Genomic DNA, 19,974 nt, shown 5'->3' with positions numbered 1-19,974 from the left:
GCCTGCCGCGGCGTGGTCAGCTCAGCTCCGACAGCAACGGCCCAAGCGCGAACATGAAATCACCCTTGCAGGCAACTTCGCCATCGACCGTGGCAGTCCCGCTTCCAGTTCCGATCGAGCGGCGGACTTGACCAATCTCGACTTCGAGCCGGAGCGTATCGCCAGGTTTCACCTGGCGCTTGAAACGCACGTTGTCGATCCCGGCAAAGAAAGCGATTCGCCCCTTGTACTCATCCAGCGATCCAAGCGCAATACCGCCAACCTGGGCGAGCGCCTCGACGATGAGCACGCCTGGCATCACCGGATACTCGGGAAAGTGCCCCTGAAAAAAGTGCTCGTTGATCGTCACGTTCTTGATGCCGACCGCACGCTTGCCGGCCTCCAGCTCGACGACACGATCGACAAGCAAGAAGGGAAACCGGTGCGGCAAGATCTTCTGAATGGCGACAGCGTCGAGGATCGTCGTCGACTCCTTGTCGGTCATGATTGGCGCCTTTCTAGCGGACGGCCGCGCCGGCAAGGTCGCCGACGGGAACCAACTGATCGCGATCTGGCCCGACTCCCACCATCGATACCGGTGCTCCGGCGAGCTCACCGATTCGCGCAATGTAGTCGAGTGCTCTGGGTGGAAGTTCGCTCGCCGCGCGCGCGGCGGTGATGTCCTCCAGCCACCCTGTGGACGGAGACAGCACCGGCTGGACACGATCGTAGTCCGTGGAAATGCTCGGCACCGTGGTGATAGGGCGGCCGTCGAGCTCGTATCCGACTCCGAACTGGATCGGATCGAAGGCATCGAGCACGTCCAGCAGGGTCAGGGCAATCTCGGTCACGCCGTTGAGCCTTACGACCCGACGCGCCGCCACGGCATCGAACCAGCCCACGCGCCGGGCGCGTCCTGTGGTGGTGCCATATTCACGTCCACGCTCACGAATCTCGTTTCCGGTCTCGTCGAAGAGCTCGGTCGGGAACGGGCCGCTTCCAACCCGGGAGCTATAGGCTTTGAAGACCCCGATGACGGTATCGACCTGATTGGGCGCGATACCGGCGCCCTGGCAGGCTCCGGCTGCGGTCGGGGAGGACGAGGTGACATAGGGATAGCTCCCATAGTCGATGTCCAGCAGCGCGCCCTGGGCGCATTCGACGACCACTCGTTCACCTCGGTCGAGCGCGTCCTGCACCACTTCTTCCGCGTGCCCCAGATAGGGGACGAGAATCTCTGCCGCCTGGAGCAAGAGATCGGTGGTTGCAGCCGCGTCGACTTCTTCAGCGCCGTAGTAACCGGAAAGCAGCCGGTTTCGCGCGTCGAAGTTCCGTGCCAGATCTTCTCGTACAGTCCGCTCGTCGCAGAGGTCGACCATGCGCATTCCACGGCGGGACACCTTGTCCGCATAGGCTGGCCCGATCCCGCGAAGCGTTGTGCCGATCGGCGCCTTTCCACGCAGCGATTCTTCTCCGCGATCGATCCTGGAATGAAACGGGAGCACCACATGGGCACGGTCCGAGATGACGAGCGCGGAGGTGTCGATCCCACGCTCCTGCAGTTCGGCAAGTTCCCTGGCCAGTTGCAGAGGGTCGATGACCACGCCAGCGCCGATGACGCAGGTCGTACCAGGTGAAAGGATGCCGGATGGCACGAGGTGCATCTTGAAGACGCCCTGTGATGTGGAGATGGTGTGACCGGCGTTGCTGCCCCCGTTGGCGCGAACCACCATGCCCGAGGCGCCGGCAAGCGCATCGGTGATCTTGCCCTTCCCCTCGTCTCCCCACTGTCCGCCGAGTACGATCGTTGCTGGCATCGTCTTCCTAACGTGTTCCGAATTCGATCTCGTGCGATCGATCAACCATTTCCTGGAGTCCAGTCCTTTGGGGCGCCCGCCTGGGACTGCAACGCGATGATCTGCTCGCGCATGTTCAGGATGATCTCGACTCCCGCAAGGTTGACCCCAAGATCGTTGGTCAACCGCTCGATGGTCATGACGCGTTCGATGGTTTCTTCCCGATAGAGCCGAAAATGCTCATCGGACTCCGCCGGACCGATCAGTCCGGCTCGCTCGAGATAGCGTACCCGGCGCGCAGTCACGCCAGCGCGCGTCGAGATCGCCTGAAGCGTCACATAGCGAGTTTCGATCATATCGCCAGATCTGCCGGCCTGGTTCATGGGTCAACCTCCAGATCGCAGGTCCCGCAACTCTTCGAGCAGCGCTTTTTCGCGGTCGGTCAGATTCGTGGGTAGCATGACGTTCGCCTTCGCGAGCAGGTCGCCGCGTTCGCCGGTTTTCGACTTCAGCCTCGGCATTCCCTGGCCCCGGAGCCGGAAGACCTTGCCCTGTTGCGTTTCGGCAGGGATCGTCAGCTCGACGCGGCCGGTGGGTGTGGCCACCGTGGCTTTTCCGCCCAACAGCGCGGTGAGCATCGGGACTTCGACCTCGGTGCGCAGGTTGTCGCCCTCGCGTACAAACCGCTTGTCGTCGGCCACCTTGACGATCAGATAGACATCCCCGTTGGGGCCACCAGCTTCGCCTGCGCCGCCTTGACCGGCGACGCGGATGCGTGAGCCATTGGCAACTCCCGCCGGAATCTTGACCTCGATGGTCTTGATGCGTGGAATGTACCCGGCGCCATCGCACGTCGGACAGATCGTGTTGCGCACCAGGCCAGTGCCTCCGCAGGTAGGACAAACCTCCTCGGCCTGTATGTCGAAGCGGCGAGCAGTACCCCTGAACGCCTCCTCGAACGTGACCTCGACCTCTGCGTCTATGTCCTGACCTCGTCGCGGCCGGGGAGTGGCCCGTGCAAACGTATCCGAACCGCGCCGTCCGCCACCAAAGCTGCCGAACAGCGTCTCGAAGAAGTCCGAATGATCACCCGTCGAACCGAAGTTCGTGGTGGTGTATCCACCGCTCTGCCCGGTGAACCAACTGCCGAAGTCCTCGCTCGAAGCCCGACGCGGGCCGCCTGCTGGCTCGTCGCCCGTGTATCCGGCATCCTTGTACCGTTGCCATTCCTCGCCATAGCGATCGTAGAGCTTGCGCTTTTCCTGATCGGAGAGGACCTCGTAGGCCTCGTTGACCTCTTTGAAGCGCTCTTCGGCTTGTGCGTCGCCGGGGTTCACATCGGGATGATGCTTCCGTGCTGCTTTGCGAAATGCGGCTTTCAGCGCCGCATCGTCGGCCGAGCGCTCGACGCCGAGCACCTTGTAGTAGTCCTTGAATTCAAGCTTGGGCATCGGGTGCTTCCGGTCGAACGGTGGACGGTGAGGTCGAAGAAGACCGGCGTCCCACCTGGCGGCGCGGCTTTCGCCCAACATTCACTTCAGAAACGACAACCGCGTCTTCGGACGCTGCCGATGGTTGCTTGACAAAGTCGTTCGGGCCGCTGGTCTTGCGATAGATCCACGCGAGTCCGATACCCGCCGGGATGGCAAACGCAAGCCCTGCCCATGGAAACACGATGGCAAGAAGAGTCGTCACTCCGGCGATGCCATCTTCGATGAAGGAAACCATCGGATTGGCGAGCCCGTTGGTAGCCACAGTGATGCGGGTTCGGTTGATCGACTTGTAGGCATGCACCGCTCCGGCAACGCCGAGCCCGATGAAGAGGGCGACGACTTCATGAATATCGCCTTCGTCTGAGACCACAGCCATCATCAGGAACATGCCAGCTGCCGGCCGGATAGGCGAGTTGATGAGATCGTTGATGTGATCGATACGGGGAATCTTGTCGGCAATCAGGTCGATGGTGACCAGCGCGAGCAGAATGGCGATTCCGCCGACAGAAGAAATGATGTTGTACGGCTGCGGGAGATTCACATAGTTGGTGAATCGATCCGCAAGAGCCAACCCGAGAATTGGCAGGAACGCATTGAGACCAGCCGCTGCCGCAAGCAGCACCCCGGTCAAGGCATTTGTCACGGATTCACCCTGAAGCGCGCAAGCCGACACCCTTCGTGCACGGCGGAACCATGATACCAGTTTGGTCGGAGAGCCCGGACGCGTCAACAGCGGCGAGGGCCCGCAGCCTCACCGCTATTGCATGCTCGCATGCTCTCTCGACGCGGTCCGTCGGAGCTACATGATGGAGCGAACGACGGTCACCAATTTGCCCTGGATTTCGACATTCTCCGGGTTGGTGTAGATGGGCTCCATCGTGACATTCGCCGGCTGCAAGCGGACGCGCCCGTTCTCGTAGTAGAACTTCTTGAGCGTTGTTTCCTTCTCGTCCCTGAGCCAGACGGCGACGGTGTCTCCGTTTTCACAGGTTGCCTGATGCTTGAGCAGGACGACGTCTCCATCGTTGATGAGCGAATCGACCATCGAGTGCCCCTTGACGCGCAGCGCGAAAAGATTGGCGCCGCCATCCGGGATGAGCTCAGAACTGAGCTCGATCGACTCGCTGGCCTCGGCCCCTTCCAGCTCTTCGGGGACAGGAATCGGAAGTCCAGCGGCAATCTGTCCGACGATCGGGACAGCCACCACTTTGCGCCGCCCCGGCCCACGATTCACGAGCTCGATGCCTCGTGAGATGTTGCGGTTGCGACGGATGAGGTTGTGGGCCTCGAGGACCTTCAGGTTGTAGTCGACAACACTGGTTGACGAAATGCCCAGCTCGGCCTGAATATCGCGAATTGTGGGCGGATAGTCGTTCTCGTCCAGAAAGTTCTCGATGAAGTCGAGAATCGCCTGTTGCCTTCGAGAGAGGTCCTTCATACTTTTCTCCATGCCATAGGTCCCAGTGCGGGCGCGGGTTCCTGGAACTCGATTATATGGCGAACACATGTTCGTGTCAAACACTCGTTCTCTTTGTGACGCCAACGGCACAAACTCAAGCAGGATGTGTCCAGGCAGTCGAGATATCTGTTTTGACGAAAGACTCTCGCTATGACTGACAATTCACCCTCCGAGCTTTCGCTTGCCCTGGAAAAACTCGAATACGATGCGGTCCGCATGCGCCTGGCCGCGCAATGCCTGTTCACCGTATCTGCCGAGACTGCCTCGACCCTGGAGCCATCGACGGATCGTTGGTTGGTCGATCGGTGGCTCGAGGCGACCGCCGAAGGCGTCGATCTGCTCACCAACTTCCCGGACATCTCGATTGGTGGAGCGCGCGACATTCGATCGGGAGCCGAGCGCGCCGGAAAGGGGAGTCGCCTGCTTCCGCAGGAGTTGATGACGATCGCGGAGACCGCCCGAGCCGCGCGCTTGCTGCGGAGATCGATCCAGCGCTTACCCGAAGTCGGTCTGCGATTCCCGCAGCTCCTGGATCTCTCGTCGGGTCTCATCGACGCAATCGAGCTGGAAAACACGATTGGTCGGGCAATCGGCCCATCGGGTGATGTCCTCGATTCAGCGAGCCCGGCGCTTTCGAGAATCCGAAAGGAGGTGCGGATCGCGCATGGGCGGTTGATGGATCGACTCAACCGCTTCGTCGGCGGATCGAACCCGGCCCTGCAGGATTCGATCGTTACTTCCCGGGACGGGCGCTATGTCGTTCCGGTCCGGGCCGACAGCCGCAACCAGGTGCCCGGTGTGGTGCACGATGTTTCGTCGAGCGGACAAACGATCTTCGTCGAACCTCTCGAGGTGGTGGAGCTCAACAATCGGTGGCGAGAGGCGCAGATCGAGGAAACGCGCGAGGTGGAGCGGATCCTCGATGAGCTGAGCGCAGAAACCGGGCGATTTGCGAATGAGCTGAAGCTGACGGTCGAATCGGTGGCGAGAATCGATTTCGCGATGGCAAAGGCGAGACTCGCCTTCGAGATGCGTGCAACCCAACCGTCGATCTGGAGCCAGGTGAACGGTGACCGTGACTCCGCGGGGCATCCCAGTCAGCGGATCCGGCTCAGACGGGCGCGGCACCCGCTGCTCGATCCGAAGACGGTGGTGCCTATCGATATCGACCTGGGCGAGGATTTTCGGATCTTGCTCATTACCGGCCCGAACACCGGCGGCAAGACCGTGGCGCTCAAGACCGTGGGACTCCTTTCGGCCATGGCGCAATCCGGTCTCTTCATTCCCGCGGACGATCACTCGATCTTGCCGGTTTTCAGCTCGTACTTCGTCGATATTGGTGACGACCAGAGCATCGCTCAGAGTCTTTCCACCTTCTCGGCGCATATCGCTTCGGTCATCGCGATGCTGGAACACGTGGAACCGACCAGCCTCGTGCTGATCGATGAGGTGGGTTCGGGCACCGACCCCATCGAAGGCTCAGCGCTGGCGCGCGCGATCATCGCGGAACTTCTGGAGCGCGGTCCGCTGGTCATCGCCACGACGCACTATGCCGAGGTCAAGAGTTTCGCCTATGAGACTGTTGGCGTTGAGAATGCCTCGGTGGAGTTCGATGTGGAGACACTGCAACCCACCTACCGCGTCGTCATCGGAGTTCCCGGGCAATCGAACGCGTTGTCGATCGCGAGACGGCTGGGGCTTGGCGAGCGGGTACTCGATCGCGCGGCGGGATACATCGATTCCGAGACTGTCAGAACCGATGAGCTCCTCGGCGAGCTCCGGGTAATTCGCGATCGGACGGAGCAGGAACGCGAGCAGGCGGCGCAAGAACGGCGGGAAGCTGCCCGACTCAGGCGCGCAGCTGCGGAAGAACTGCGCAATGCCGAAATCGAGCGACTGAATGCGCGAGAGGAAGCAATTGCCGCCGCAGAGGCCGAGCTTTCAGAGGCGCGTGCGAGCGTTCGCCGGCTGCAACAGGCGGCTGCCGCCCGTCCCGATCAACGGCCCTCGATCGAACGACCTCAGGAGGAGCTCGACCGCGCGGTGCGGCAGGTGAAGGATCTTCGACGCAGCCTGGGCGCCAGCCGGCCGCGGCAAGCGCTGCCGACACTCTCCGTGGGAGACCGCGTCGAGGTGACGACGCTTGGCATGGAGGGCGAGATCGCATCGATCGAAGGAGACACCGCCGACGTCGTGATGGGCGGACTCCGTATTCGGCAGCAGCTGTCCAGTCTCAAGCGGCTTGGAGGCGCTCGCAAGGAACCGGCACGCAAGGTTTCGATCGCGTCGAACTCCGGAGTCTACGTGCCGATGGAAATCGACATTCGCGGAGAGCGGGTGGCGGATGTGGAAGACCAGCTCGAGCGCTATCTGGATAGCGCGTATCGGGCGAACCTGCCAAGCGTGCGCATCATCCACGGAAAGGGCACCGGAGCGTTACGCCAGGCTGTCCGCCGTCAGCTATCGTCCCATCCTGGGATCGAGCGTAGCGAACCGGGCTCGCAGGGCGAAGGCGGCGATGGTGTGACCATCGCGTACTTTGCCGAGTCATGAGTCGAGTTGCTCTATCACACGACGGAAAGCGCCGCTTCGGCATCGCGGTGGCGCTCGACCGCGAGCTCGACCTCATCGAGCACCGTGTCGAGCGCCTTGGCCCACTCTTCGTCGAGTTCCATGAGCCGTAGGCGAAGCGAGTTTGGCGTGATCTTGATGGCATGCCCAAATCGAGCGATCAATTTGCGGGCGTTCAGCTTTGTCGTGTCGACCGGGCGAATGACGATCTCGCGTTCGCGTTCGACAATCGAGCCAATTCCCAGCCGCTCCGATCTGAGCCGAAGCTTGATGAGCGCAAGGAGATGCTCGACCTCAGTCGGGATGTCGCCGAAGCGGTCTTCCAGTTCGGTGCGAATTTCACGCAACCCACGGTCGTCTTCGATCCCCGAAATGGCGCGATAGGTCGCCAACCGCAGCTCGACATCCTGAATATAGTCAGCCGGGATCAGCGCAGTGATGGGCAAATCCATCGTAACCGCCTCGATCTCTGGAATCGGCGTGCCTCTGCGCGCTTCCTCGACAGCTTGCGCCAGGAGGCGAAGGTACAGCTCATAGCCGATCTCCGCGATGTGCCCGCTTTGTTCGGCACCGAGCAGGTTCCCTGCTCCGCGAATCTCCATATCGCGCAGCGCGACGCGCATACCTGACCCGAGTTCAGTCGCCTCCTGGATCGCCTCGAGTCGCGCTTCGGCCTCGGGCGAAAGCGGCTTGTCGGGTTTCACCAGCAAGTAGGCATAGGCGCGGTGCGCGCCACGCCCTACGCGTCCTCGCAGTTGATAGAGCTGTGTCAAGCCAAAGGTGTCGGCGTTGTCGATGATGATGGTGTTCGCGTTCGGAATGTCGACCCCGGATTCGATGATGGTTGTGCAAACGAGAACGTCGAATTCCCCTTGCACGAATTTCATCATCACAGATTCCAGCACATCCTCGTCCATCTGCCCATGACCGACACCGATCCGCGCTTCCGGCACGATTTCATGAAGGTGTTTGACCACCTTCGAGATCGACTGGACTCGATTGTGAACGAAGAAGATCTGCCCCCCGCGCTCGATCTCACGCAAGATGACATCGCGGATCAGCTGATCGTTCGTCTTCGTGACGAACGTGCGGATCGGCAAGCGGGCGTTTGGCGCCGTCTCGATCACGCTGATATCGCGAATGCCGGCCAGCGCGATATGAAGCGTGCGCGGGATCGGCGTGGCGCTCATCGAGATGATGTCCACCTCGGTCCGCAAATGCTTGAGGAACTCCTTCTGCCGGACACCGAACCGTTGCTCCTCATCGATGATGACCAGTCCCAGGTCCCTGAAGCGCACATCGCGCTGGACCAGGCGGTGCGTGCCGATCACGATGTCGACCGAGCCGTCCGCCAATCCGGCGACGATCTGTTTCTGCTCCTTCTCGGATCGAAGGCGGGAGAGCATTTCCACTCGTACCGGAAACGCGGACAAGCGCTGCGTGAAGGTCGCGAAATGCTGCAACGCCAACACTGTGGTCGGGACGAGCACGGCCACCTGCTTGCCAGCATTCACCGCTTTGAACGCTGCACGCATGGCAACCTCGGTTTTCCCGAAACCTACGTCGCCGCAAATCAGCCGGTCCATTGGCTTCTCGGAGGCCATGTCCGACTTGACGTCGATGATTGCTCGCGCCTGATCCGCTGTTTCCGTGTAGGGAAACGAATTGTCGAGCTCATGATCCCAGACGCTATCCGGACCGAATCGATACCCCTGGGCGGTGTCGCGCGCCGCATAGAGATTGATCAGCTCATAGGCCATGTCACGCACCGCACGACGCACGCGCCGCTTCGTCTTGACCCATTCACCAGAGCCGAGGGTATTGAGTGCCGGTGAAAGCCCACCTGACGAATAGACCGTGACCCGATGCGATTGATCGACCGGCACATAGAGGCGCTCGCCTTTGGCGAACTCCAGCAAGAGGTACTCTCGCTCGACGCCGCCTTGCTCCATGCGCGTAAGGCCCTGGAAGATCGCGACTCCGTGATCGATGTGCACGACGTGATCTCCAGGGGTCAAGGAGGCCGCGAACGCGCGTGCGGCTTCTTTTCTCCTTGGCTCGCGGGCGCGAATGGCTTTGTGGAAGCCAAAAAGCTCGAGGTCGGTAAGCAGCAGCACGCTCTCGCTGGCGACTTCGAAACCACCGTCCAGATCAGAGGAAACGATTTCCACCTCGCCCGGCGCCAGCGGGGAACGCTGTCCACGGCTGTCGCCTTTTGTGCGCCTGGGAAAGAGTTCGTGCTCTTCGAAGATATCGGTCAGGCGATCGACCTGATCGGTCGCGAGCTCGACGCGCCAGCCATCGTTCAGCCTGTCAGACACCGCAGTGATGATTTCGGGGATGCGCCCGGCGAACTGAGACGATGCCGACCAGCCTTCGAACCTGACGGTTTCATGCGCGGATTCAAAATCGTCTCCGAACGAGACGGTCTGCTGTTGCGCAACCCTGGCCATCAGGTCTTCAAATGGCACGAACGGATTGGGCAGCCCCGCTGGAAGCTCTCGGCTGTTGACGGCTGCCAGGTAGTGATCGCGGGCATGTTCATCGCGCTGTGAGCCGGCGAGCGCAATGGTCGCAGGGTCGTCCAGTACGACGATCGTCTCGGAGGGAAGGTGATCGAGGATCGTCACCGGGCGATCGAGCAGGAACGGCGCGAAGAGATCGAGTTCAGACGGGATATGCCCGTCAGCGGCTCGCTCGAGCGTGCGGCTGAGCTCTTCGCGCACTTCGAGACGCAGCGGCGCAATATCGAGATTTCGGATTTTGGCTGATGCCTCCGCCAGTTTCCAAACCGGAAGCTCGATGGCCGGAAGCAGCGTCAAGGAATCGAGTCGTTCCTGGGATCGTTGGGAGCTGGGATCGAAGAGCCGGATGCTCTCCAGCTCGTCACCGAAAAAGTCCAGGCGGGCCGGACCGGACGTTCCCGGCGAAAAGATATCGATGATGCCGCCTCGGCGCGCGACCTCGCCAACACGTTGAACGATCGTCACCGGCTCATAGCCAACCGAAGCAGCCCACGCAAAGAGATCCGCTTGCCGCACGATCTTTCCATTGGAAACCGACCGCTGGTGGGCCAGCAAGTCTCCAGGTGACAGAACTGGATGGGTCATGGACGCCGCCGAAACGAACGTGATCGCGTCTTGCGGAGCTCTCGTCAATTGCTGAAGCGCGGCAACATAGTCGGCGCTTTGGTCGCTGTCGCGAGGAATCCGCTCGTACGGAAGCGCCGCTGGCGCGGGCCAATGGATGACATTGCGGGATCGGTCGAGGAACTCGGCCGTCGCTGAGGAAAGAACATCTACTCGGTCTGCCCGACTGCTGACAACCAGCAGCGGCTTAGCGAATCGAGTCGCAAGCATTGCGATGACCGCGGGCCGCGCGGAACTCGGCAAGTCGCTAACCGACACATCGACGCCGTCTTGCACGTGCTGGAATAAGCGCTTGACCGAGGTGCTCTGGAGCATGTCAGGGAGGAGGTGGGCAAGGTTCAAGCAGTCTGCTCCTGATTGGAGGAACACCAAGAAACCTCCGAACCCCGGTTGCTCGGGGTCGATGGCAGCCGGGAATTCTACCATCGTGCCCCTTCCTTATCCCGTAAAATGTTGCCGTCGAATGTGAATCGCGCCGAAAGCCGTCCCCGCATGAGTTGGCTACGCCGTAACTTCATCCTGCTTGCGGCGGTGGCGCTCGGCATCGTGCTGGGCGTTGCCGCGTTGCGGGTGTTCGACGATCGTTCCGCGCCCCCGATCATCGTGCGTGACGCTGCGCAATCGCGAACCATCTCGGTGCAAGTGAGCGGAGAGGTTGCCGCGCCAGGCGTCTATGACCTGGATCCTGATGCCCGCCTGGAGGATGCGATACGTGCCGCGGGAGGCGCCACGAGTGACGCAGACCTTGCTGCGCTGAACCTCGCGCGGAGGGTGCGGGACGGGGAGGAGATAGAGATTCCCAGAATTCGTCCGACACCCGGCCCAGGCACTCCCGTCGCCGAGGAAGGCGATGAGCGGATAAACGTCAATACGGCGACTGCCGACGAGCTGGACACCTTGCCAGGAATCGGACCGGCGCTCGCCGATGCGATCATCGAGTATCGCGAAACGATCGGTCCGTTCGGCTCGATCGACGAGCTGGCCCGCGTGCCTGGAATCTCCGCGCGCATGGTCGATGCCATGCGTGATCAGGTCACGACCTAGTCGATGACCGGCCTGGCGATTGGCAGCTCGTTCCTCATCAGCTTCGGGCTCGGTTTCGGCGCATTCATTGCTGTCTTTGGAATCACGCTTCTCGTGCGATTGCGGGGAGCGGTGGGCCCTGTTAGCACGGCTGCTATTGTGCTTGCCTCGCTCGCAGGCGCCATCTGGGCGCAGTCATCAAGCCCGACGCCAACCACCGGCCTCACGACAGCCGGGTTCGAAGGCGTCGTTCGAGTCGCAGAAGGGCCCTTTCTCACCGCAAGCGGCCAGCGGTTCGTTGGATATGGCAGATCGACTCGCGAAGAACGCGTGTGCATCTACGCGGGTCCGACACCAAAGCTCCATCGTGGCGACCGCATCTTTCTTTCCGGTCGTCTGATAGCGCCGGTCGATTTGGCCGAGATCGGCAATGCGGCTTTGCGTGCCCGCAACTGTTCGGCTCAACTGAACGCCGAGACGATGGTCGTCGTCGAACCGGGCCATGGCCTCGTATCGGCGCTCTCGCGCGTGCGCACGGACATGTCGGCTTTCCTCATGCAAGCAGCGCCAGGCGATGCGGGTGCTTTGCTCAGCGGACTCGTGACCGGAGATGATGGAGGACTGTCTCGAGAAGCCCGCGACGCATTTCTGGCGTCCGGGACCACCCACATCACAGCGATCTCAGGCGCGAATTTCTCGGTATTGATCTTGCTCCTCAGTGTCATGGCTACTGGCGCAATGAAACGCAGCCTTTGGTTCGTCGGTGCGGCCACCAGCGCTGTCTGGCTCTTTGCGATCATGGTTGGGTTGCAGCCTTCGGCGCTTCGGGCGGCGCTACTGGCGACCGCAGTGCTGTTGGGGCGTTGGTTGGGGAGAGCACCTGACCTGTTGACGCTCACGGTCCTCCTGGCGGCAATCCAGATCTTGTTTCGGCCACATGATTTCTGGACGCTCGGATTCCAGCTGTCCATTGCCGCGACCGTGGCGTTGATCGTGGTGTTCGACGGAAGCGAGCGTTTTGGCGCCAGGTCGGCCGGCGCCTCGCTTGCCCTGAGCGTGGTCGCAGCGCAACTCGCCACGCTGCCAATTCTCGCGGCGACGATCGGCACGCTCAATGGCATTGGGCTCTTCGCCAATCTCCTCATCGGCCCATTGGCGTCGTTGGTGTTTCCGATTGCACTGGTCGGTGCATCGATCGGATTCGCCGCGCCTTGGATCGGAGAGATGGTGTTGTTGCCAGCCATCTGGCTTTCGGGGTTGATGGTCGACATTGTCGAGCTGGCCGACCGTTACCTCCCTGGCGCAGTGCAGCTGGGTCGGCCAGTGTCGGCTGCGATTGCCGTTCTCACCGTTGCGTGCTGGTCGACGATCTTTGCCTTGAGTGGCGATCTGCGCCGCATGGGACGCCACGCAGTCTCGCTCGTTCGCAATTGGTAGATTGGAGTTGCCGCAAGCGGGTCTCTGCCCCTATGCTTAGCAAGCTCGATTTCGCTTTGGCGTGATTGGGCGTGCCCCCATAGTCTAGTGGACCAGGACGTCACCCTTTCAAGGTGAAGATCGCGGGTTCGAATCCCGCTGGGGGTACCTGGGAACGGGCGCCGACAAGGCGCCTTTTTCATTTCCCGCTAGACTTCCCCCATCGAAATCGACAACTGGCGCATCGCCAGCATTTGTGGGCATCGCCCGGCCTGACAGGATGTAGCGTGGACATCATTTTGCCGGTGGCAGGACTAGGAACTCGACTTCGGCCGCAGACCTGGAGCAAGCCAAAGCCGCTTGTTTCGGTTGCCGGTCGACCCATGCTCGCGCACGTGCTCGACCGCGTGATGACGCTCGAGCCCCGTCGCCTCATCTTCATTACGGGTTATCTTGGCAAGCAGATCGAAGAGTGGGTAGCTGCCGAATACGACACCGAAGCCCATTTCGTTGAGCAACCAAAGATGCTTGGGCAGACCGACGCAATCATCCGCGCCAGAGACGCCGCGGATCAGGATGCGCTCATTCTCTTCCCCGACATGCTTTTCGAAGCTGATTTCAGTGTGATCGAATCCAGCGATGCCGATGTGATCGCCTTTGTGAAGGAGGTACCCGATCCATCAGCGTTCGGGATTGCGGTCGAAGAAGGGGGACGTGTGGTGCGGCTGGTGGAGAAACCGCAGAATCCGGTCTCGAACCAGGCGCTTGTAGGCATCTACTACTTCCGGGATATGGCGGATCTCTACAGCGCGATCCTGGAGCAGTTCGAGCGCAAGATTTCGCTCAAGAACGAGTATTTTCTGGCCGATGCGGTTCAGATCATGATCGATCGTGGCAAGAAGGTCGTGACGGCGCCGGTTACGGTTTGGGAGGACTGCGGGAACGACGCCGCCCTGCTGCAGACGAACCGGTACCTGCTCGAAACGATTTCCGACGGTGATCCACGCATCGACGGATCGGGCGTCATCGAGCCGTCATTCATTCATCCGACGGCCAGGATCGAGTCTTCGATTGTTGGACCCTTCGCCAGTATCGGTCCGAACGCCACGGTATCCCATTCGATTGTGCGCGATACGATCGTGGATGCTGGCGCCAAAGTGGACAACGCGATTCTCGACTATTCGATCGTCGGGAAGGATGCCAGCGTTTCGGGGCATGCGGTGAGCGTGAACGTCGGCGACTCCAGCGTGGTGCGGATTTGAACGAGCACGACGCATCCCAGGGGAGTTGGATCGAACTCTCGGTCGAAGTCGATCATGAAGCCGTCGAGCCGGTCGTCGAGCTCTTTTCGCGCTACGGATACAACGAGGGCGTCGTCATCGAAGAGCCATTCACACAGGATCGGGACGGTGACAACGTTCGAGTCGACATTTCTCGCCCGTTTCGAATCCGGACCTTCATTCCGCAGGAATCGTTCGATGCCAGCGCGCTCGACTCCATTCGCACCGGAATCTGGCATCTCGGGCAATTGCGCGGCATCGGCGAGCTGACGGTCGAAACGCGCAACGAAGAAGACTGGGCCAACGCCTGGAAAGCGCACTACAAACCAGTGCGCGTTGGTAGCCGGGTTGTTGTGCGGCCGCCATGGCAAACCTACGATCCCGGTGACGACGACATCGTGGTGCTACTCGACCCCGGAATGGCCTTCGGTACTGGCACACACCCAACAACCCAGACCGCCCTCCGTTTGTTGGAAACGCTCGAGCTCGACGGTCGAACGGTCTTCGATGTCGGCACCGGCTCAGGCATCATTGCGATCGCCGCAGCGAAACTGGGGGCACGCAAGGTCGACGGGGTCGACATCGATGCGGTCTCTGTACGGCAGGCGCAGACGAATATCGACCTGAACGGGGTTCGCGATTCGGTCACGATTTGGCAATCCGGAATGGAAGCGACGGATTCGACGCTGCCAACCTATGACATCGTAGTCGCGAACATCATTGCTCGCGTGTTGGTGGACATCTCCGAGCAAATTGCAGCGTCGGTCGACACGGCCGGGACGCTCGTCCTCAGCGGAATCATCGACTCGAAAGAGCAATCGGTCATCGACTGCTACGCCGCACTCGGATTCGAGATGATCGACCGGCAGCAGATCGAGGATTGGATCGGGCATATCTGGCGACGTCGCTGATGCCGTTCGGCTCGACATGGTAGAATCGCCTGTTTGCCAGTGCGCATACGTGCGCCGATTTGCCATTCACGTGCCGGACATTTCACGCCTGTGGCCCCCAAAATCAGCCAACTGACCAATCGCCGCGTCGATCTTGCGCCCGAGACCCCAGGTCTCATCGCAGGTGTCGCAGAAGGCTCGCTCGGTGCGGAACTTGGACTGAAATCTGGCGACCGAATCGTCTCCATCGACGGTCGCCCCGTCATCGATTTCATCGACTTTCAGTTCCATGCCCAGTCAGAGTCGGTTTCCCTAGAGATCGCGCGCGGCAACCATGTCGAATCGGTCGATCTGGAACTGGAAGGGGACGAATACTGGGGCATCACCTTCGCGGATGCGACGTTCGACGGAGTGCGAATCTGCGAAAACTCCTGTCCCTTCTGCTTCATCAAGCAGATCCCCAAGGGGATGCGCCGTTCGCTCTATGTTATGGACGACGATTTCAGATATTCGATGCTTTACGGCAGCTTCGTCACCCTTACCAACCTCGATGATGAAGACTGGCGCCGCATCGAAGCCGAACGCATTGGACCGTTGCATGTCTCGGTGCATGCGACCAATCCGGAACTCCGTGTTGCGCTTGTCGGGAATCCGAAAGGCGCGCGCATCCTCGACGATCTCGCCCGACTGGATGAGTTGGGAATCGACTTTCATGCGCAACTGGTTCTCTGCCCGAACGTCAACGACGGAGACGAGCTGGACCGATCGCTCACGGACCTGAGTCGATTCGAGCGGCTGCGCTCGATCGCCGGAGTGCCGGTCGGTCTGACCCGGCACGGAATCGAGCTGCAAAGCAAGCAACTCCGCAACTCACGCGAATGCATGCGCACCCTGTCGTCACGACGGATCGAAGTGCGCCGCTACGAGCCGTGGGAAGCCGATGCGGTGATCGAGCAATCAGAGCGCTGGCAGCGACGATTCCGCGCCGAGCGTGGCGAAACGTTCTTCTACCTCGGCGACGAGTTCTATCTGATGACAGGACGCGAAGTGCCGGGCACGGCGATGTACGATGGATTCCCACAGATCGAGGATGGCATTGGCATCACCCGGCACCTGCTGGACAATCTGTCTGGCCTGATGCGCCGCACGAACCCGGATAGGCTCCGCGGTGCGCAAGGGATCGTAGCGTGTGGAACGCTGATTGGTGACACGATGCGCCATGCCGTTGGCCAAATGAATGAGCGGCTCGGCACCGCTCTCGACGTGGTTGTGATCGAGAACGACTACCTGGGACACGAGATCAATGTCTCGGGCCTCCTGACGGGCCACGATTTCAGAGCGGCTCTGGCAGACAAGACGAACGGCCGCCCTGTTTTCATCACGAGTCGGGCAATCTCCGACCGGACACACACGTTGCTCGACGATATGACGCTCGCCGATCTCTCGGCCGCGGTCGGCTCGCCGGTGGTGCCCTGCCTGACGTTTTCGGATGTCGCGGCCGACCTTCGCAAGCGACAGGACCAATTGGCCGCCTGATCGGCCTTCACCGCGGGTCGCGGGCTATCCGTCAGCCATCGGGCGCCTGCGGCGCTACGATCGTTTTCTGCGATTCAGTATTCCCAGAAGCGCCGCCATGCCGGTGAGAGCGCCCGTCGCGACGATCGCGTCTCCCAGGCGGTAAGGGCCGTTGACGTTGGGGCGACCTGGTGGCGGCTGGTATGTGCGCATCCGCCACCAAAGGACGATGGTTTCTTTCATCGCTCGCGCGATTACGCGCGGGTTGCCGCCCGTGGCTTCGCCGGCAACCCGCGGGAAATGGCGAACGCCGACCTGCTGCAATTTCGCGCCCTGGCGACGAGCCTTGGCCTGAATCTCGGTGTTGATCAGCGCGCCGGGCGACGAAAGCTGAAGTGAACGGATCAAGTCTCCGTCGAAGATCTTGAAGGCACAATCGATATCACGCAGATGCACGCCGAAGAGAACGCGAACGACCAGGTTGAAAACCTCGGCGAACACGCGCCGGTGAAGCTCATCCTGTCGCATCATGCGGAAGCCGGCCACGATCTCGTGTGTCGAAATGAATGGATAGAGCCGCTCGATATCGACAATTTCGAACTGCCGGTCGGCATCCATGAACATGACATGGTCGCCCGTCGAAGCGTTGAACCCGGAGGTCAACGCGCCACCATACCCGCGGTTCTTTTTGTGGTGGATTGGGCGAACACGAGCGTCTTCGCGGGATAGGCGGTCGATGATCTCTCCCGTAGCGTCCCGCGAGCCGTCGTTCACGACAATGATCTCGAAGGTATCGAAGTAGGCGGGTAGCACCCCCAGCGCGTCTCGAACGACCAGCTCGATGTTTTCTGCTTCATTGTGGGCTGGAAGAATCAGAGAAAACGAGCCGATGGCGGCTCGTTGCTCTGAGGAAATCTGAGCTAGGGGAGATTCAACGAGAGTCGATGTCACGGTCGCGTCACGATCATGTTTGCCCCGCCATGTCGGGACTGACTTTGTAGACGTCCCCACGTGCGTAGAAGTTCGTTACCCAGTCATCTTCCAGGACCACATCGCCGTCGGCGCCGTAAACGGTGCGGTAGTAGGTGATATCGAGACCTTCGGCCGCCCATTCGGTTTGGATGATGGTTCCCGCAGGCAGCGTTGGATCAACTGTCTGGCTTGGCTGCAACGGCTCATATGTTTCGCCGAAGACCGGATCGGAGATATCGACGGTATAGCCGAGATCAGCCCCATACAGAATCACGAACACACGCGGGTAATCGACGTATGACTCGACCAGCATCCAGGAATCGCTTGGATTCTCGAACCGGAAGTCGCCGCCGCCAAAGGGATCGCCTTCCGGCTGCATGATCGACGCATCGAGGCCCGGGGTCCAATCGTCGAGTTCATAGAAGCCGAGCCGCCACCGATGCGGCCAACCTTCCACAATGGGCATGCCGGAGAAGAACGCGGCCCGGAATACCGTGGTCGAAACCTGGCAGATCCCTCCGCCATAGTCGCGGCCGATCTTTTCGCCATCGATTACCTGTCCCTCGACAAAACCGAGCTCAGGACCAATCACGCCGATCGAATGGTTGAACGAAAACGTCCCATGCGGCGGGATGAGTGTGCCGTTGAGCAGTTCCGCTCCGACGGTAATGTTCGTTGCCCTGGCATCATCAGAACCATCGAAGTTGGACGAACCGACGCCCAATTTAGTGGTGATTCCAAGCGCATCGAGATTGTTCCCGTCGACTTCGGGCTTGAGCACCGTGACGGGGATTTCGACTGGACTGTGGTCGCCGAGGAATGACGCGCTAACCATCTCGGCCATCGTCTGTGGTCGGATCTTCGCCCCGTCGACACTCGCTTCGATGGCTTTCAACTTGGTGCCGTCCCATGCCACCTTGGCGTTCTTTGGATCGGAGTCAACACTGGCAGCGAACTGGGTGCTGAGCCAACTCGCCAGCGCCTCGTTGTCGACAGCGATCGAGACCGCTTCTGCGCCAGTCTTGGCGGGATCGATCGAAGTAGAAACGAACTGCCCGAAGTCAACTGGGTCGATCGTCCAACTCTGGCTGCCGTACGTCACCTTGACTGGCGCGCTCAACGCTGCGGTCAACGCGCTTTCGACGGCCACCAGGTCAGTCGCGTGGACAGACGGCAATTTGTCGACCGTGGGCAGTGACTCGGTGGGAGCCTGCATCGTCTGGAGGCTCGTCAGCAACGACGACTGCAACGCCGCTTGATCGACGATCGTGCCATTCGCTTCGGGAACGACAGAAATCTTCCCGTCCTGCACGACCAACTCCGCATCGTGCGGGATCAGGTTGATCTGCTGATCGACGGACATGCTCCACGCTTCGGTCTTGTCAGAATCGATGGTGAGCACGATTGGAAGGCTGTGCTCTCCGCTCAGACTCGAGATGGCCGATCCGAGTCGGTCCGCGCTCGAAGCTTCCCGTCCGATGGCCATCGCCTGATCGATCGAAGCCTCCAGGTCGACGGTAACTCCCAGGTCCGCGAGCGTCGGCGCCCAATGCTGGTCGAAACCATCGAAATACGCCCGTTGCGCGGTGATTTCGTCGGCGCGAGCCTGGATGGCGGCAGCAGCATCGGCGCGCGTCATGCCTCCGACGTCGATCCCGCCGACATGCACTCCGGGATAGATCTCATCGGCATAGGCCACACGAAACGCGAGAAGAGAGCCCGCGGCGGCGATGGCTATAAGCGCGCACGCGAGGACGATGCGACTCGCAACATGACCAAGTTTCGTGTGAGAAGATGATGTGTCAGTTGCCGCGCCAAACGGCCAAATTCCGGCAAACGGAGAACCGGAAGGCTGAGTCAGGGATTTCTGCGCCACCGTGTCGTTCCTGAACGTGGCTGGCGCATGTCGGGGCGCCAAGCCCTTCCGACTTACGAAAGCGAAGCCGCCTCGCGTCGCAATGCTAGCACATCAACCGCAGCCGAACGCGCCCAAGCTGAATCGCGTCACCGCATGCGAGTTCGACTTGCGACGTGACAGGGCGTCCGTTCACCAGGGTCCCGTTTTTGCTCCCCAGATCCTCGATTGCCCATCCGCCGTTCGCCGGCCGCAGCATGGCATGGTGCGCGGAAACCGACGTGTCGTCCAGCACAACACGCGCTGATTCCGCTCTGCCCAGCGTTGTAACTCCTTGAATATCGAAGACCAATCCTTCTGGCACCGTTGAGCCCGCTTCTCCTTCCATGGTCACCAGTTCGGCGCGCAGTTGAGGTTCGACTGGGCGGCCATAGGCGTGACCTTGGCTCTGAAGATCCCTCATAGTGATGCGGATCACGAGGTAAAGAAACGCGAGGAGCGAAAGAGCGAAGAGCACTCGCACCACCTGATAGAGCGCATCGCTTCCGGCATCCATTGTCAACGTTCTCGACCGAG

At 60.9% G+C, this 19,974-nt stretch carries 16 protein-coding genes and 1 tRNA gene; 7 read left to right on the top strand and 10 right to left on the bottom strand.

Annotated elements, in window-relative coordinates; all coding sequences use genetic code 11:
* Positions 1-16: 16 nt before the first annotated feature.
* The 6 genes from fabZ to lexA form a co-directional block, all read right to left on the bottom strand.
* Positions 17-484 (bottom strand): 3-hydroxyacyl-ACP dehydratase FabZ, encoded by a 468-nt coding sequence (gene fabZ / locus R2855_09180; protein MEZ4531189.1) that lies wholly within the window; start codon positions 482-484, stop codon positions 17-19.
* A 13-nt stretch (positions 485-497) separates the two neighbouring features.
* Positions 498-1,796, bottom strand: coding sequence for an adenylosuccinate synthase (locus R2855_09175; protein MEZ4531188.1), 1,299 nt, complete (start codon positions 1,794-1,796; stop codon positions 498-500).
* 41 nt (positions 1,797-1,837) lie between these two features.
* A complete protein-coding gene (locus tag R2855_09170) occupies positions 1,838-2,158 on the bottom strand; it encodes a MerR family transcriptional regulator (GenBank protein MEZ4531187.1) in 321 nt (106 codons plus the stop codon).
* Between the two features lie 3 nt (positions 2,159-2,161).
* The gene (locus tag R2855_09165; protein ID MEZ4531186.1) at positions 2,162-3,226 is read right to left on the bottom strand and encodes a J domain-containing protein; all 1,065 of its coding nucleotides are present in this window, start codon (positions 3,224-3,226) and stop codon (positions 2,162-2,164) included.
* Positions 3,213-3,911, bottom strand: a complete 699-nt coding sequence (locus R2855_09160; protein MEZ4531185.1) for a DUF4126 domain-containing protein — start codon at positions 3,909-3,911, stop codon at positions 3,213-3,215. Before R2855_09160 ends, R2855_09165 begins: the two co-directional genes overlap by 14 nt.
* Before the next feature lie 156 nt (positions 3,912-4,067).
* Positions 4,068-4,706, bottom strand: a complete 639-nt coding sequence (gene lexA, locus R2855_09155) for a transcriptional repressor LexA (protein MEZ4531184.1) — start codon at positions 4,704-4,706, stop codon at positions 4,068-4,070.
* 171 nt (positions 4,707-4,877) lie between these two features.
* On the opposite strand from lexA, the gene R2855_09150 reads away from it, so the two are divergent.
* A complete protein-coding gene (locus tag R2855_09150; protein MEZ4531183.1) occupies positions 4,878-7,280 on the top strand; it encodes an endonuclease MutS2 in 2,403 nt (800 codons plus the stop codon).
* Between the two features lie 14 nt (positions 7,281-7,294).
* On the opposite strand, the gene mfd is transcribed toward R2855_09150, so the two are convergent.
* Positions 7,295-10,789, bottom strand: a complete 3,495-nt coding sequence (mfd, locus tag R2855_09145; protein MEZ4531182.1) for a transcription-repair coupling factor — start codon at positions 10,787-10,789, stop codon at positions 7,295-7,297.
* A gap of 150 nt (positions 10,790-10,939) precedes the next feature.
* Between mfd and R2855_09140 the strand changes: the two genes are divergently transcribed.
* From R2855_09140 to R2855_09115, 6 genes are all read left to right on the top strand, one after another.
* A complete protein-coding gene (locus tag R2855_09140) occupies positions 10,940-11,491 on the top strand; it encodes a ComEA family DNA-binding protein (GenBank protein MEZ4531181.1) in 552 nt (183 codons plus the stop codon).
* A gap of 3 nt (positions 11,492-11,494) precedes the next feature.
* Complete coding sequence (locus tag R2855_09135; protein ID MEZ4531180.1) at positions 11,495-12,907, top strand: ComEC/Rec2 family competence protein; 1,413 nt, start codon at positions 11,495-11,497, stop codon at positions 12,905-12,907.
* A gap of 73 nt (positions 12,908-12,980) precedes the next feature.
* A tRNA-Glu gene (locus tag R2855_09130) sits at positions 12,981-13,054 on the top strand.
* 119 nt (positions 13,055-13,173) lie between these two features.
* A complete protein-coding gene (locus R2855_09125; GenBank protein MEZ4531179.1) occupies positions 13,174-14,148 on the top strand; it encodes a sugar phosphate nucleotidyltransferase in 975 nt (324 codons plus the stop codon).
* Entirely contained in the window at positions 14,145-15,077 is a 933-nt protein-coding gene (prmA, locus tag R2855_09120) for a 50S ribosomal protein L11 methyltransferase (protein MEZ4531178.1), read from the top strand. Before R2855_09125 ends, prmA begins: the two co-directional genes overlap by 4 nt.
* A gap of 90 nt (positions 15,078-15,167) precedes the next feature.
* Positions 15,168-16,592 (top strand): DUF512 domain-containing protein, encoded by a 1,425-nt coding sequence (locus tag R2855_09115; protein ID MEZ4531177.1) that lies wholly within the window; start codon positions 15,168-15,170, stop codon positions 16,590-16,592.
* 54 nt (positions 16,593-16,646) lie between these two features.
* Here R2855_09115 and R2855_09110 read toward each other — a convergent pair whose 3' ends face one another.
* From R2855_09110 to R2855_09100, 3 genes are all read right to left on the bottom strand, one after another.
* Entirely contained in the window at positions 16,647-17,522 is an 876-nt protein-coding gene (locus tag R2855_09110) for a glycosyltransferase family 2 protein (GenBank protein ID MEZ4531176.1), read from the bottom strand.
* 13 nt (positions 17,523-17,535) lie between these two features.
* A complete protein-coding gene (locus R2855_09105; GenBank protein ID MEZ4531175.1) occupies positions 17,536-19,419 on the bottom strand; it encodes a VanW family protein in 1,884 nt (627 codons plus the stop codon).
* Between the two features lie 85 nt (positions 19,420-19,504).
* Positions 19,505-19,954, bottom strand: coding sequence for an FHA domain-containing protein (locus tag R2855_09100; protein ID MEZ4531174.1), 450 nt, complete (start codon positions 19,952-19,954; stop codon positions 19,505-19,507).
* Positions 19,955-19,974: the final 20 nt, after the last annotated feature.

It is taken from the genome of Thermomicrobiales bacterium (assembly GCA_041390825.1).
Lineage (GTDB): Bacteria > Chloroflexota > Chloroflexia > Thermomicrobiales > UBA6265 > JAMLHN01.
The sequence above is the reverse complement of the archived record's forward strand: the minus strand, read 5'-3'. Positions and strand labels throughout refer to the sequence as shown.